The sequence below is a fragment of the Roseibium sediminis genome (assembly GCF_008711325.1).
Classification (GTDB): Bacteria; Pseudomonadota; Alphaproteobacteria; order Rhizobiales; family Stappiaceae; genus Roseibium; species Roseibium sediminis.
The window spans coordinates 1-13,006 of record NZ_VXDB01000002.1 but is presented as its reverse complement, the minus strand read 5'-3'; the positions used below and the strand labels follow the sequence as shown (position 1 = coordinate 13,006).

Sequence of the window (13,006 nt, the reverse complement as noted above, 5' to 3'; positions counted from 1 at the left end):
AGAAAACACCGGATTTCACGGCGTGGAAAACCTCTGCCGTCCCGGCCTTGAGCCGGGACCTTCGCCAGATAGAGCCGCTTCCTTCACCTCTCCCATGGGGAGAGGTCGGCGCAATGCGCCGGGCGAGGGGAGGCGATTTTTCTGCGCGCCCCGACATCTCAGCCCCTCACCCCAACCCTCTCCCACCGGGAGAGGGAGTCGAGGCCTCGCGTGGGTGCTTCTCATGCTCAATGTAGCTCGCCGCCCAGAATTAGAATTTTGACGATCAAAATTAGAAATTTGCATTTCCTAATTGTTGCAGCATTAATCTTCGGCTTCCTCATCTGGCACTTCAGAAGCCAGCGGCCCGAACATGCCTTGCCCTGAAGTTATCAAGGAACCGCCCAACCCACCTTTGGAATGCTTGTCGGTCTTCACAGAAGCATTGCTGCTCACCATAGCGCTGAGAACCCTCCATTTACTCACATCCGATTTTATTTGCGCTAACTCGGACGACAGGCCAATTGAAGAATTCTGAATTCCAGAATTTAGTGCCGACTTGATGCTTCGTACCTCTTTTACGAGTTCTTCCAGCACTTCATCGATACTGCGGGTTGGAACCTGCCTCTCTGGATCGGCTAAACCCGAGTTTTGGATTTCGATAACCTTATTAGAGTACCCGTCCCAATTCTGTTCAAACACCTTTTCGAAAATATCTTGCTTTCGCGGGTCTTCTGACGCGTTGTTTAATTCTAAAAGTAGCGTTTTCACGTTCTCTTTATTGAACGTTTTGCCTTGAAACTGTCCTAAAGGACCCGCAAGGGCGGTATGGTGGACCCCCAACAAAAGAGGGACCACGCGCCCGAACGCAATAGATTTAGCAAGCGCTCCCGCCTCAAAAAGCAACCAAGGTTTTTGCAGGTTATCCGGTGTGAGAAAAACAATACCGTAATTTGCATTCTCTAGTCGCTGAGCAATTGCTTCAGACCAGCGCTCTCCGCCCTCTATGCTGGTCGACATCCACGGTTTGCAACTCGGGAGAATAAGTTCAATCAGATCTTTTGTTGCGTTCGCAAATTGGCGGCTATAGTCACCGCTCCAGCTCAAAAAAATTTCCATGAAATCCCCCTCGTAAATTTGCAAACTCCAATTTGAGTGAAATTACGCCGACATCGCGTGAGCTGGCAACAGAGTATTAGGCCCATCGCATTAGGGCAGTATCAGTTCAGAGTTTTCGAGGTTGCCTCCACACTGAACCCCGCCGCATAATCCTCCGGCCCGAGCGTAAAGACCGTTTCCTCGTTCCGGATCAGATTTACGTCGCCGGACCTCTCATAGCTTACCCGGTCACATAACCAGATGGTCTGTTGGCCGCCTTGGCTGATTGCCTGGACAACTAAGCTCATGTCATTCTCCAATCTTCAGCGTCGATTTAAGGACCTCTCAAAGGGCGCATAAAAGGCGTTTAGCGGTCCTTATGAATTCGAAATGATCCAGCCTGCGAAGTCCGCAAACCGGAACACCTCAACAGCGGGTGCAATTTCAGCGGTTGAGACAGGGCGCTGAACGCCTATCAGCCGCATTTCTTTCTCGGCGACCTCTGCCGGTGGAGCGCCTGATTGCAGCTTGTGGTGCCAGGTCAAACGGCTAAGGACAGTCCCCTCGTAACCCGCCGCCGAAACACATTTGTCGAACACGATGATTGCCCCGCCTGGACGAAGTCTTTCCCGCAGTCTCGCCATCAGCTCTTGCCGTTCAGCGACGGGCAGAAACATGAGGGTCAGAAAGAGGATTGCTACGTCGAATGGCTGGTAGTCATAAGCAGTTGCATCGGCGGTTATCGCTTCTCCGGGTGCTTGATAGGCCTGGATCATGTCCGCGCATTCATCCAGCGCTATGAGCCGCGCTGCACGCTCCAGCAATATCCCTTTGAGGTTCCTGCCCATGTTGCCGGTCGAACAACCGATATCGTAGATCAGGCCACCCTTTGGAATGTAATGCTTGGCTATCAGAACTGCCGCATCTGTCGCCAGTTCATACCAGGGCAATTGCTGGCGGACATGACGATCAAAATCGTTCTGAAAACCCTTGAAGGTCCAATCGCTCATAGTTTGACCCCCAACCGGGTTTCAAACGCCTGGATTGCTTCGGAAACAAGGTCCATGCGCCCATCGGGATAAGGCAGGTCAAACTCAAATGACAGGGCTTCGACAAGCGCCTTTCGGTCGATCTGCAGCGGATCGGAACAGATGGCCGTCACGTTGTTGATGTGTGCCCCGATCTTCACTGAGCGGAATCGTTGTTTGAACAGACGCTCAAACTCGCTCGGCTGAAAGAACTTCTGGATCTTTGGCGCGTCGTTCAATTCGGAAACGGCTGTTCCCGGTTCATCTTTCAGTACAAAACGGGCACTGCGGGCCGCTGTCGTTCCTAATCCTATTCCAACCGAACATTCCCGCCAGTTTGGATCCTTGCAGGACCTTGCAGCCGCATAGAGGACAGTTTCAGAAGAAGCGAGCGCCGCGCAAATGGTGACAATGTGGTTTCGATCGCCGGGAAAGGGAACGGAGTTCAAAACACTGGCAAGGAAGATGCTGGAATAAGTTTGACGCTCAGCCACGGCTTTGAGAAACCTGCGGGCGGTACGACGACCGGTCCGGACACCGGGTTTTTGCCCGCCTGACTTATACGGCTCAAAGGTCGTTACCTTCAGCCCGATCTTGCGCAGTATTTTTGCCTCGTCGCCGTGTCCCGCTCCAAAGTCCAGGATACGCGGACCGTACAGGCTCCGCATCCGCTCTGCTTCTCGCCCTGGCGAGAAATCCTTGCACCGTCTGACCCCTAGCGCGAACAGGAAGCCGCTCCCGAGCGTCGTTCTTCTTTGCCGGCTGCGCCGATAGGCATTGGCCCTAAGAATGTCGCGAAAGGCATCCGAAAACTGAAAATCCATGCTCAGCCGGTTAAGCGCGAAAGCGACCAGTTCCGGATCGATCGAGCTGTCCAGAACCACACATGCAATCTCCGCCTCTTGACGTGCCGAGGCGTCCTGAATACGGCCAATGCCGTTGATCACTTCACCTTCAGCCGTGACAATGATGGGCATGTGGAAACCGTAGCTTGCCAGCTGCCGGGCAGCGTTGGCCGCATAGCGCTCGAACTTTTCAAAGTTCAACGCCAGCAACTCCGGTACAGATCGCCGTTCCGTGGTCAGGCACGGATAGCGGTTTTCAGTATCGGGAAGCGCCGCCAGTTGTTTGACCAAGTCATCCGCGGAGATCTGGCTGTGATCGATATCGGTCAGGGCGAAATCATTTGTTGCCCTGTTGAATGTCAGGTTTGCACCAGCCGTGTCGCGGTCGGTTTTTTGTCCAACCACAACAGGAACAAGCCAGCCAAGATCATCAGCGGCCGTTGACCGTTGATGCCCCGACAACAACATGCGCTCGGCAGTCGCATAAAGGGGGAGGAGAAAGCCGAACTTTTGCAGTGAAAGGCGGATAAGTTCCAGGCGATCCGGATCTGTCTCACGCGGATTTCGAATGTCCCCATGAAGGGACGAAGGGGCGACAAGTTCAATCAATTCCGAGCCTCCCCTTGATTTCCGCGATTACGTCATCGCGGGCAAAGCCAACACTTGCATTGAGCTTTCGCTCCCAATCCTCGAAGCGCTGGCGATCAACGAGGAAACTGTGCGGACCAATCCGAATGGTGGCCATCGGGGCGGTTGAACACACGTCATAGTCTTTTGGGGGCTGAGATTTCTTGCCCATCATCTAGACCTTTCAGGGTGCGCTCGCCCGGGCGCTCTGGAAGGGGCTCAACCGGCCTCAAACTGTTCATTGTCCCACACCGTGGGCACTTGACCTCGACCATGCCGCGAATGGCGGCGGGTTCTGATTTCATCAAAAGCTTGCGGCATCTGCCGCACCTGATTTCCTGCATGACAACCGTCTGTCGACTCAGCCACACTGCATTCGCCCGCGCGGGCAGCGGGTGCGGCGGTTATCAAGTGTTACTGTCGGGCGGGTTCAAGTTTGCCGACCGAGGCCCGCCGTCCGGACTTTCGGGTCCGGACCACCCGTGTCTCGCTCATTTCCCCTTCATGGTCTCGACATCCACGTTGATCAGCCAACCACCATCAGGCTCCCAAGTGTGGGTGACACTTGTCGCTTCCCAGCGAGTGCCATCCACATCCGAGCCATATCCGGACGCTTTCACTTCGGCACCCGCAAGGGCGAGCGGATCACCCGGACCTTCAAAGAAACCTGTGCCGGTGAAGCGGTTGAGAGAGCTGGCAAGGGCCGAGGCGATCTGTCCCGCCTCGGTTTCATCGGGCGCAGGATGAAGCCTGCGCCGCGGGCCGCCGCTCTTGCCAATGTTGGCCTTGGCCTGACGCAGGCGACCAGATTTCTGATCAAACCAATCCGCCTCGGCGCTTTCATGGGCGGTGCGTTCCTCGAGATCCGCGTCCCAGGCGTAAATGCGGTTATGGTGCATGTGGATTACGGGAAGGGATTGGCCGGAGGCCGACTTGCCGCCGCCGCGTTCCAGGACAACCAGACGGCCCGCCTGCGGTTTGATGATGCCGCCGATATCGTCGGCAAGGTCTGTCAGGAAATCGAGCGGGCTCTGGTTCCAGCGCAGGCGATACGGGATCTTGATCTTGTCAAGGCCCTCCGGAATGACAGCCGGAACACCAGCCTCCTTTGCAATGTCGCGGATGATGGAACCGGCGGTGCCGAAGCCGCCGTCCTTGTCATAATGTTTCGAGCTGGTCTGTTTCATCTTGTCGATGAAATCAGCAGCCCGGCAAAAAACTTGTAGCTCCTCGCCACTTTCGGGATCGCCGCCAAGAGCATTCCGGCTAACCGAGAAAAGCCCGAAGTCGGCGGGCTTGCTTCCCTTCCAACCAAGAGCCAGCCGGTATTTCGTGCCCTTGGGCGGAAGGTCATAGGGAGGGGCGGCAAAGCGAAGAACCAGTTCGTCGCTCTCGTAACCGGCCTGATCGGTATAGGTCAGCCCGAGAAGACTTTTTCCCCACGCGGGCACAAGGTTGGTGCCGCTCGGGCCCACAACAGAAACAATCGGAGTGCGGGCGGTCATAGCCAAGGCCTCACGATCTGCTCCGCTTCGGCTTCCAGCGGTTCAGGCACGGCGAGAATGGTGCCGAATGTGACAAAGCCGGTCGGTCCAAAGGCGGTGTCAGCAAGTTCGGGATTTGCTTCAAGAAGGCGCTCAACGGCCCTGTTGCCTTCAAAGCCGTAAAGGGCCTTTGCGATCCGATCGAGACGTTCCTCCGGTTCGGTCACCCTGTAGTGTCCAATGATCACAAGGCCCATTATTTGTCCCCCACAAAGACGAGGGAAATCTCGACATTCACCTTGCGGCCAATGCCGGTGAACGGGTGAAAGTGATCCTCGTCGACATGGAGTTCAGTAATCACTACGTCGCCGAGATTGCGCCCGAGATAGTTCCGTTCCAGGCGGATATAGCGCACGGTGTCCTGCCGCTCGTGATGGGCTTGCAAGAGCCCCAGCGCATCGAGACCGCCAAGCAAGTGGGGCACTGTCATGGCCTCAAGATAGACCTCGTGCGGGCCACGTCCGGTTTTCTGGTAGTCCATGCCGGTGAAGGTCGCACGGCCCGGTAAACGGGTTTCGCTAGAACGGGAGACATGTTGCGGATTGAGGCCGATCACCTTCAGCCGGGCCCCACCGATGGAAACAAGCGAACTCATGCCAGGTTCCCGGTTTCATGAAGGGCGCGGGAGCGTGCTCCACGGATCTCCCGGTTCTGCCGCCTGTTCATCAGGCTGGCGGCACGATATGGGTTTGAAACCCCATTAATGGTCTGATTAACCGGACCTGAACTGACCGACGAAACCTTCTGACCTTGTACCGGCGGTCCGGAAGCTGCGGAAAAACTCGGATTGATGGTCGGAGTTGCCGTAAAAGAAAACTTCTGTCTCAGGTCATCGGCAAGAGCACCCGCCTTGGCAGCTTCTGCCTGCAGAGCAGAATTGAACTTCTGGCCCGCATCTGTTCCCGCTGGTCCCATACCTTCAGACAGGGCGCTCAGCTTGTCAGAGCCGAGGGGCTTGATCTTCGGAACCGGTGCCTTGGTCTTTCCATCCAGAGGCATCTTGGATTTGATGAACTCGTCCAGGACCAAGGTTTCGATATCGGTTGTCAGCGGATCTTGCGGAAACGGCGATGCTCCCGCGTTCTTTTTTACCGGCTCATCGCCGAACAGTAATTTTTTGGCAGGCTGTGTCCAGTAGCGATTATAGGTCCGTCCAATGGCTTTCGGAAAAGCGGACCACCCCTCATCGGCGATCTTGTCGGTCGCCCCGCCGATGGAGTTGAGCGCGCCGCTCATCCCCATGGCGTCCAGCAGCTTGCCAATTCCGAATGCCGCATTGGATGCCGAGTTGCTCAGCCGATCGATGCTCGCCTGGGCGTCATTGGTTACGCGAGAAAAACTCTCCTCAGTTGCCCCTGATCCACCTTGCAGGCCGCCCATGAAATAATCGTAGCGGTCCTGATTATCGACCAGAGCCTGCATGCCAAGGCGCGCTTCCTTGTCCCCGATCAGTTTCGGCAGGAGGTGCGGGTTTTTCTTCAGGGCCTTGCGGGTCAATTCAACGGCGGCCATGACCGGGTCTTCACCGCGTTCCTTTGCCCCTTCAACGGTCTTTTGAAGGTTGTAACCGGCCTCCTTGTATTTCTTCTGCGTCTCTTCCTGCCAGATTTTTGAATGAAGGTCGCCGAGCCGGGTTGCTGCTTCGCCGCTGGTACCGGACGTTTCGCGAATGACCTGCAACTGGGTCGCGATTTTCTGCAATCCTTCAAGCCCGGTATAGCCAAGCTGGGATTTGGCGGTCGGAAGGATATTCGGCAGGAAAGCGGCCATGTCCTCGACTTCGAACTTGCCCATGCGCCCGGCTGTGATGATCGTATCGGAGGCCGTCATCATCTGATCCGGACGCAATTCCATTTGATCCTGAGTTGCCTTGAGCGCGGTCGCCATCAAGGTCGATGGCGTTCCTGATCCCGCAGAGGCCTTCAACGTTGAAGGCAGCATCTCCATGGCCTCATCAAGCGTCTCGACCCCGGACGCTATGATATCCTCCAAGCCGGACACTGCACTCTCGATCGGAACACCGAGATCCGTCGCCAAGGCGCGCACCTTTTTGCCCGCCGCTCTGGTCTCGGTCTCGTTTGCTCCCGAACTCATGCCCAAAAGCGTCATGCGGCGATCAGCGCCCGCATAGGTGCCATAGGCGTGTCCTGCGCCAACAACTGCTGCGCCAACTCCGGCCCCAGCCGCAACAGCAGTGCCGCTGGAGAGTGGAACATAGGCCCCGAGAGGCGTGCGGTCATAGACGGCTTCGCCAAAGCGACCCGCCGAACCCCCACGGCCAATGTTAGTGCCGGAATACGGACGATAAGGCCCACCGGCACCAGCGCCCGGTACCGGGCCGCTACCGCGCCGGATCTGTTCAAGTTTCGTGTTGACCGTATCAGCGATGTTTCCAAGGGAGCGCAGCTCGTTTTCGACCTTGTCGGTCTTCAGCTGGTTCAACTCTCGCAGGGCCTTTTTAGGCAAATCCAGTTTGCCCGAAAGATCCGCCGCACTCCTGCCGAGGCTATCCAGTTCACCCTCGGCCCGGTCCAGCTTGACCCGGTTCAACTCCTTGAGTTTCTGGGTTGGCAGAGCAAGCTTGCCGCCGAGCTGGTTTGCCGCGTCCCGCAAGGACTTCAGCTCGCCTTCAGCCTTGTTTGTCGTCTGCCTGTTCAGGAGTTTCAGTTTGTCGGTCGACGCACCAATTGCAGAGCTTGCCTTTTTGGCTCCGGCTGAGACCTGTTCAAGGTCCTTTTCCAGCTTGTCGGCACCAAGGCCGGAAAGGCGCTGCGCGGCTTTGCGCAGGGCCTCGATATCATCCTTGGCCTTTTTGGCGTCGCGCCCCCGATAGTCGAGATCGAGGCGCATTTTGACATCAAGATCGCTCATCAGACCTCACCTTGCGTCCTCACCCAAAGGCCATAGGTTTCCCGGTGAACCGCGTCCGCTTCGCGCCACCACAAAAGCGCCTCGTCCCAATCCATCGACCGGAATTTGGCATGGGAGAAACCGAGGATTGCCATAAGCCGGGCGGCAATCTTCCGCCAATGCTCGGGTCGAGCGATCAGGCGCTTCCCGTCCGGAGTGATCGCGGAAAAAAATCCGCGCAGACTTCCTTCACCTTCTCCAGATCCTCGTCCATGAGACCGCGCAACACGGCCTCCGGATATCCGGTTTGAACCTCATAAACCTTGAAATACGTGAGATCCCCGTCCGCGTTCCGCACAAGGTCTTCAACCTCGCCGCCGGTGAGCTTGCGGACCCAAATGCTGTTCACCTCTTTCCCATCCCGATCAAATGGATGGTCGAGCGGAACTTCCCGGAGCCGGGAACTTTCCGGAGAGCGGAAGTTCAGCTGCTCAGCGGGCGCGGCCTTCTGTGCGGTAGACTTGCTCTTCGGTTCACCGGAAAGCCCCGAATTATCGAGCGCGTCGGTTAGTTCCTCGGGCGGCAGGGTTTCCAGTTCGCCGAGATCAAAGGGTTTGGGGGTGGTGCCGGTCATTGGAGTGTCCGCGTCCTTGGCTCAATCGTGGTTGGTCACTTCAAAGACGGAAAGGTTCTTGAACCTCCCGTCGTTGAATTCGGCGGTAGGGCGAACCCGAACGATCCCGTCAAGCAGGCTTCGATAGATGGTTGCCGGGGTAAGATCCGCCTCGATGACGCCCATGCCGATAACAGCATAAAGACCGCCGCCTTTGACGTGCTGCCAGATCTCGCTTTGATGATTGTCACTCATGCGAGACCTAAGCTGCGATCAGGCGATTATGCTCGGCTGCATAGTCGGTGCCGTTGATGATCAGCGAGTTGGAGAAGAAGTCGAACTCATGAACCCGCTTGCCGTCGACCACGTCACGATACCCAACGATCGTTCCGATCTGATATTCGGTCTGCCCGCCAATGCGGCCACCGACACTCGGCGGGGTAGCATCGGTCAAGAGGCCTTTCAGGGTAACGATGCGTCCCTTGTTGATGTTTTTTTGGATGTCCCGAAGGCGCTCGTAGTAATAGAACGTAGTCCAGTCTCCAGCTTCCCGGCCAAAGAGGGAGCGCACGTCATCATGAGACCCCTTCAAGGTGAAGGACGCCGACAACGCGGCAATCTCTCCAGGGTGCGAGAACGCCATCCAGCCACCGGCCAGTTTGATTTCCTCGTTCGTGCGCGAAAGGTTCGGCAGCTTGACTGTCTCAAGGCGAAGGCGCTGGTTCAACGTGTCGACATACCAGTTCGCGCCATAGATCAGACTATCCATGGAAATGGCTCCTTAGCCTGCGACCCGGATATTCGGATCGCCGAGGGTTTGAAGGGCAGCCGCAATGTTGTCGGCCAGAAGGTCAAACGCCTCCGGCTGCGGCTCGGTGAAGATCTGGAGGTCGGTCAGATCCGGGGTTTCTTCAAAGCGAAGTTTGATCCGCAGCCCGCCATCGCGAAGAACCGTGTTCGGGTTGATCTTGCGGTCCCAGATAACCTCGTAGTCGATGATCGCACCAAATGCCTTGCGTTCATTGCAGGCCTCGGACGCGGCTTGAAACAGAAGGGTTGTCAGATGCGGACCGAGATCTTCAGCATTGTATTTGCGCACGGCGCGCAGGAACGCCTTTTCGATCGAGCGGCGGGTGCGGATGCGTTTGATCGAACGATAGTCGCGAACGGTCGGGTCAGAAGCCGTCGAATAGGGTGCCCATAGAACCTTCTTTTCAATCGCCGTCCCGACACCGGACTGACACAGGAAATTGCTGTCAGACGTTGGATCGCCGTCCCGGTGGCTGACCTTGAGCGTCAACCCTCGAACGCCCTTCAAGGGTTTGTTCCAGGCCGCCTTGAAGGGATTTCCTTCCAAAGCGTCCATGCGCAGGATCGCTGCCGCCCAGGACGTGGAGAACGGCGCGTCCACTTCGCCGCCACCTTTCCAGATCCGAACGCGGGGATAACCCATCATGATATTGAGCGAGGATGCAAAATCGCTGGCAGCTTCCGCTGCATCTTCGCGGTTTGTGTTCGGCGCATCCCCGATCGCCATGCAGTCGATAAACTTGTCGCAGAGCGCATCGGCCACCATCAGGCAGGGATTGGCCGCATCGCCTGGTCGCTGGTGAAAATGCTCCGGTCCGATGATCAAGCCGGGTTCCAGCCCGGTCTCTCCTTTGGCTTCCAGAAGCGCCCAAAGTCCCGTCTTGTCGGCAGCCGACCCGGCGATATGCCCAAGCTGGGTTTCTTCGTCTGGATCTTCTTCAGCGCGGGAAAAGATAATGTCGGTGGTAATGCCTTCAGCTGCGATCTGGTTGATGGCATCTTTGGCGACACCTTCGCCCAGGAGCGCGATTTTCTCGCTGTCATCGGTCGAGAACACAATCGGGCGGTGCTTCTCGATCGAGTTATCGGCATTTGGTGTCGGCAGGCACATCGCCACAAAGGTTTGACGGGCGTCGATCGAGGCAACAGTTGGCGAGAGATCGGAAAAGACCCGCGTCCCGACATTAGGCACCGTGGCAGACATGACAATCTCCGTTTAAAGGCCCGCTTAAACAGGCCTCAATCAGGTTTCCTGAAGTTCGGAGACAAGAATGATGGACAAGGAATGATGGCCGGGGCTGACAGATGTCAGCTCAGGCTTCTGAGCGGTCGCCCGAGATCCAGCCAGTAGTCGACCAGACCGGACGGGTGTCCAACCGGCAATGAGGCGCAGCCCGTGCCTTTGCAACGCATCTGAATTCCGGCTGCGTATTCGGAGCAGATAAACCCGTCCGACCTGAGCTTGAGCCCCAACCCGGCGCGAACCGCGTCGAGGTAGGAATATGGATCATCCAATGTGTCGGCGGCAAACTGTTCTGCCGCCTCGGTCCAATTAAGCCCGGTCGCGATCCAGTCGAAGGGCAGACGGGCCGAGCAGGCCCGCAATCTGACCCCGTCACCTTCACGGGCTTCCAGGACGAAAAGCCGGTGCCACCACCAAAACGCCACCCCGACATGGGTATGACGTCCGCCAGTGACATGCCGGATCAGGCGCGACACCGGCCCGTTGCCCCTAAAAGCGATCAGATCACCGGAGCGGATGTCCTGACGTAGGGCGGTGTAAGAGGAAGCGGGCATTGTTCAGAACAAGGCTGCGAGTTCTGCCACTCCATCAGGAAGCAGCGGCCACTTCTCATCTTCGGCAAAGTCCGGGTCATGAGCCGCAACAAGCTCCTTTCCCCTTTGTCGGGTTGCCGCGATCCACCCCAACCCTGCGAGATATGCGGCTTGTTGTTCGGGCGTCAGAAGTCCTGCCGAGTGAGCGGCGGTCAAATTCATCTGCGTTGATGCGGAAGCAACGGAAGTGATCCGCTGTGCAATCTGCAATTTAACAGCCTCGACAAACTCGACAGCCATCAACGCCTCGCACTTCGCCTGCCAGTCGGCCTCGACATAGGGACCAAGCACATCCTCGTTCCAAACCTTGATGACAGGGCCATCAGGTGACGACTCGATAAAGAAATCTGTCGCAGGGCTTGCGCCGGGAAACTCTGCGAGAACCGCGCCGACAAGGCGATCTTTCCAATTGCTCATGTCAGCGCCCCTTCAAGGAAAGTTGCAGAGTGGAATAGTGTGTAAGGTATTTCGCTATCCCGTTGCTGGTCAGAAAGGCCAAGTCCACCCCTCTTCCTGCCATGAGATATTCCGATTTCACCGGCTCCCTACTGATGTGGTCGCCATATCGAATTAAATCATGTTCGTAGCAAAGTAGTCCGCCGTCCAACCTGAGCCCGTAATGCACGTAATCTGCGGCATTGTTCGTATTAACGTGGAAATTGAAACTTCCCTTTATTTCGTACTCTCCGGCAATACGAACTGTGCCGACGTGCCCCGCCAGTGTAGCAAGTCCCAGATTTACCCCTCCGTCCCCGGTTGTCAGTGGCATTGAGGTCCATGCGGTCGGGCCAGCAGCCCAGGCGCCTGTTCCCGGCCAAGAAAAAGAGACGAGGAGCCGAGGTGGGTGCTCCAGAACCATGATGTAGATGGCCCCGGCAAACTTGGTCAGCCGAAAGGCTTCACCATATCCAACCACGGCAAATTCGGTCGGCATCACGCTGCCACGATAGACGAAGTTTCCACTCGCCGTGAAGAGCCGTGCCGTTGCGCTTTGGCCTGCGAACTTGACTGTGATGGACCAGCCGTCCGGTAGATCGGCAACCGGTGCAATCTTGAAGTCGGCCTGCGTTGAGATATCGGAAGAGAAAGACTTTCCACTGTCCGCCGATCCGATGACTTCACCGCCATAAACAGTGCTATAGGTAGGGATGACCTCGGCTTTGGTTGCCCGCCGTCCTATCTGCTCCAGAACATCAACGAGAGACGCCTGATTATCTCCTACCGCCGAAGCAATCTCGATGATGGTGTCCAGCGCCTCCGGTGCCGTACCACCGCGCAGCTGATCCAATTCGGAGACCAGTTGATTGAACTTGGCCACGAGTTGCACAAGGGCCGAGTGGACGTTGTTTGAGGTCAGTCCTTCGATCTGGCTTTGGGCGATATATTCCGCCTTTGCACCGACAGCCTGAATTTTCCCGGCAATGAATTGAAGGAGCTGGCCTTCATAGCCCCCCGCCACGTTGACATCGTCCAGATCAGCAAAGCGATGGGTGTGGCTCGCAAGACTTTCGACAAGTTCTTGAAGCTGGGCCGTCAGACCCTGGATATCGTCAATCGTGTGCTGGTGTGCGGCGTCGGGCTTTTCACCGAGCGCTGTTGCCAAGCCATCCAGCCCGGCACCGATCTGTTCCAGGGACTCGCCAATACGCGGGAAATCCTCGTTGACCTTGTTGTCCGGATGCGGCTTGGGCAAATTGCCCTTTGCTGTGCGTGCGTCAGTAACCATCTTTCACCTCAAAGTGGATAGGCGCGAAGTTCGGCAACGGATGGCCGGGC

18 protein-coding genes are annotated in these 13,006 nt (G+C 56.9%); all 18 read right to left on the bottom strand.

The genetic code is table 11. The features are described 5' to 3' along the window. Positions 1 to 303 precede the first annotated feature (303 nt). Positions 304 to 1,098 (bottom strand): toll/interleukin-1 receptor domain-containing protein, encoded by a 795-nt coding sequence (locus F0155_RS01885; RefSeq protein WP_150522786.1) that lies wholly within the window; start codon positions 1,096 to 1,098, stop codon positions 304 to 306. Between the two features lie 101 nt (positions 1,099 to 1,199). Next, entirely contained in the window at positions 1,200 to 1,385 is a 186-nt protein-coding gene (locus tag F0155_RS01880; RefSeq protein WP_150522785.1) for a hypothetical protein, read from the bottom strand. Between the two features lie 69 nt (positions 1,386 to 1,454). Continuing rightward, positions 1,455 to 2,087: a class I SAM-dependent methyltransferase gene (locus tag F0155_RS01875; RefSeq protein ID WP_150522784.1), complete on the bottom strand. Its 633-nt coding sequence runs from the start codon at positions 2,085 to 2,087 to the stop codon at positions 1,455 to 1,457. Beyond that, the gene (locus F0155_RS01870; RefSeq protein ID WP_150522783.1) at positions 2,084 to 3,559 is read right to left on the bottom strand and encodes a ParB N-terminal domain-containing protein; all 1,476 of its coding nucleotides are present in this window, start codon (positions 3,557 to 3,559) and stop codon (positions 2,084 to 2,086) included. Before F0155_RS01870 ends, F0155_RS01875 begins: the two co-directional genes overlap by 4 nt. Then, the gene (locus F0155_RS23340) at positions 3,552 to 3,752 is read right to left on the bottom strand and encodes a hypothetical protein (RefSeq protein ID WP_192913744.1); all 201 of its coding nucleotides are present in this window, start codon (positions 3,750 to 3,752) and stop codon (positions 3,552 to 3,554) included. The genes F0155_RS01870 and F0155_RS23340 overlap by 8 nt, the downstream gene beginning before the upstream one ends. Then, a complete protein-coding gene (locus tag F0155_RS24090) occupies positions 3,715 to 3,921 on the bottom strand; it encodes a Com family DNA-binding transcriptional regulator (RefSeq protein ID WP_150523074.1) in 207 nt (68 codons plus the stop codon). Before F0155_RS24090 ends, F0155_RS23340 begins: the two co-directional genes overlap by 38 nt. Positions 3,922 to 4,068: 147 nt before the next feature. Next, positions 4,069 to 5,082, bottom strand: coding sequence for a phage late control D family protein (locus F0155_RS01860; protein ID WP_150522782.1), 1,014 nt, complete (start codon positions 5,080 to 5,082; stop codon positions 4,069 to 4,071). Further along, on the bottom strand, positions 5,079 to 5,318 hold the full coding sequence (locus F0155_RS01855; RefSeq protein WP_150522781.1) for a tail protein X: 240 nt from the start codon (positions 5,316 to 5,318) through the stop codon (positions 5,079 to 5,081). The genes F0155_RS01860 and F0155_RS01855 overlap by 4 nt, the downstream gene beginning before the upstream one ends. Beyond that, on the bottom strand, positions 5,318 to 5,716 hold the full coding sequence (locus F0155_RS01850) for a phage tail protein (protein WP_150522780.1): 399 nt from the start codon (positions 5,714 to 5,716) through the stop codon (positions 5,318 to 5,320). Before F0155_RS01850 ends, F0155_RS01855 begins: the two co-directional genes overlap by 1 nt. Next, positions 5,713 to 7,992 (bottom strand): phage tail tape measure protein, encoded by a 2,280-nt coding sequence (locus F0155_RS01845; protein ID WP_150522779.1) that lies wholly within the window; start codon positions 7,990 to 7,992, stop codon positions 5,713 to 5,715. Before F0155_RS01845 ends, F0155_RS01850 begins: the two co-directional genes overlap by 4 nt. After that, complete coding sequence (locus tag F0155_RS24010) at positions 7,992 to 8,126, bottom strand: hypothetical protein (RefSeq protein WP_280176989.1); 135 nt, start codon at positions 8,124 to 8,126, stop codon at positions 7,992 to 7,994. The genes F0155_RS01845 and F0155_RS24010 overlap by 1 nt, the downstream gene beginning before the upstream one ends. Positions 8,127 to 8,167: 41 nt before the next feature. Further along, entirely contained in the window at positions 8,168 to 8,605 is a 438-nt protein-coding gene (locus F0155_RS01840) for a phage tail assembly protein (protein WP_150522778.1), read from the bottom strand. 21 nt (positions 8,606 to 8,626) lie between these two features. Then, the gene (locus F0155_RS01835) at positions 8,627 to 8,839 is read right to left on the bottom strand and encodes a DUF1653 domain-containing protein (protein ID WP_150522777.1); all 213 of its coding nucleotides are present in this window, start codon (positions 8,837 to 8,839) and stop codon (positions 8,627 to 8,629) included. Between the two features lie 7 nt (positions 8,840 to 8,846). Then, positions 8,847 to 9,353, bottom strand: coding sequence for a phage major tail tube protein (locus F0155_RS01830; RefSeq protein WP_150522776.1), 507 nt, complete (start codon positions 9,351 to 9,353; stop codon positions 8,847 to 8,849). 12 nt (positions 9,354 to 9,365) lie between these two features. Beyond that, positions 9,366 to 10,598: a phage tail sheath family protein gene (locus F0155_RS01825; protein ID WP_150522775.1), complete on the bottom strand. Its 1,233-nt coding sequence runs from the start codon at positions 10,596 to 10,598 to the stop codon at positions 9,366 to 9,368. A 104-nt stretch (positions 10,599 to 10,702) separates the two neighbouring features. Beyond that, positions 10,703 to 11,191, bottom strand: a complete 489-nt coding sequence (locus tag F0155_RS01820; protein ID WP_150522774.1) for a C40 family peptidase — start codon at positions 11,189 to 11,191, stop codon at positions 10,703 to 10,705. Between the two features lie 3 nt (positions 11,192 to 11,194). Continuing rightward, on the bottom strand, positions 11,195 to 11,647 hold the full coding sequence (locus F0155_RS01815; RefSeq protein WP_150522773.1) for a hypothetical protein: 453 nt from the start codon (positions 11,645 to 11,647) through the stop codon (positions 11,195 to 11,197). A gap of 1 nt (position 11,648) precedes the next feature. Beyond that, the gene (locus F0155_RS01810) at positions 11,649 to 12,956 is read right to left on the bottom strand and encodes a hypothetical protein (RefSeq protein ID WP_150522772.1); all 1,308 of its coding nucleotides are present in this window, start codon (positions 12,954 to 12,956) and stop codon (positions 11,649 to 11,651) included. Positions 12,957 to 13,006: the final 50 nt, after the last annotated feature.

Excerpts from the sequence above, each read along its gene's own strand:
- F0155_RS23340 (WP_192913744.1), bottom strand. The coding sequence starts at position 3,752 with ATGATGGGCAAGAAATCTCAGCCCCCAAAAGACTATGACGTGTGTTCA.
- F0155_RS01860 (WP_150522782.1), bottom strand. The coding sequence starts at position 5,082 with ATGACCGCCCGCACTCCGATTGTTTCTGTTGTGGGCCCGAGCGGCACC.
- F0155_RS01810 (WP_150522772.1), bottom strand. The coding sequence starts at position 12,956 with ATGGTTACTGACGCACGCACAGCAAAGGGCAATTTGCCCAAGCCGCAT.
- F0155_RS24010 (WP_280176989.1), bottom strand. The coding sequence starts at position 8,126 with ATGGCAATCCTCGGTTTCTCCCATGCCAAATTCCGGTCGATGGATTGG.
- F0155_RS01875 (WP_150522784.1), bottom strand. The coding sequence starts at position 2,087 with ATGAGCGATTGGACCTTCAAGGGTTTTCAGAACGATTTTGATCGTCAT.
- F0155_RS01850 (WP_150522780.1), bottom strand. The coding sequence starts at position 5,716 with ATGAGTTCGCTTGTTTCCATCGGTGGGGCCCGGCTGAAGGTGATCGGC.
- F0155_RS01880 (WP_150522785.1), bottom strand. The coding sequence starts at position 1,385 with ATGAGCTTAGTTGTCCAGGCAATCAGCCAAGGCGGCCAACAGACCATC.
- F0155_RS24090 (WP_150523074.1), bottom strand. The coding sequence starts at position 3,921 with ATGCAGGAAATCAGGTGCGGCAGATGCCGCAAGCTTTTGATGAAATCA.
- F0155_RS01885 (WP_150522786.1), bottom strand. The coding sequence starts at position 1,098 with ATGGAAATTTTTTTGAGCTGGAGCGGTGACTATAGCCGCCAATTTGCG.
- F0155_RS01855 (WP_150522781.1), bottom strand. The coding sequence starts at position 5,318 with ATGGGCCTTGTGATCATTGGACACTACAGGGTGACCGAACCGGAGGAA.
- F0155_RS01845 (WP_150522779.1), bottom strand. The coding sequence starts at position 7,992 with ATGAGCGATCTTGATGTCAAAATGCGCCTCGATCTCGACTATCGGGGG.
- F0155_RS01815 (WP_150522773.1), bottom strand. The coding sequence starts at position 11,647 with ATGAGCAATTGGAAAGATCGCCTTGTCGGCGCGGTTCTCGCAGAGTTT.
- F0155_RS01830 (WP_150522776.1), bottom strand. The coding sequence starts at position 9,353 with ATGGATAGTCTGATCTATGGCGCGAACTGGTATGTCGACACGTTGAAC.
- F0155_RS01840 (WP_150522778.1), bottom strand. The coding sequence starts at position 8,605 with ATGACCGGCACCACCCCCAAACCCTTTGATCTCGGCGAACTGGAAACC.
- F0155_RS01825 (WP_150522775.1), bottom strand. The coding sequence starts at position 10,598 with ATGTCTGCCACGGTGCCTAATGTCGGGACGCGGGTCTTTTCCGATCTC.
- F0155_RS01835 (WP_150522777.1), bottom strand. The coding sequence starts at position 8,839 with ATGAGTGACAATCATCAAAGCGAGATCTGGCAGCACGTCAAAGGCGGC.
- F0155_RS01820 (WP_150522774.1), bottom strand. The coding sequence starts at position 11,191 with ATGCCCGCTTCCTCTTACACCGCCCTACGTCAGGACATCCGCTCCGGT.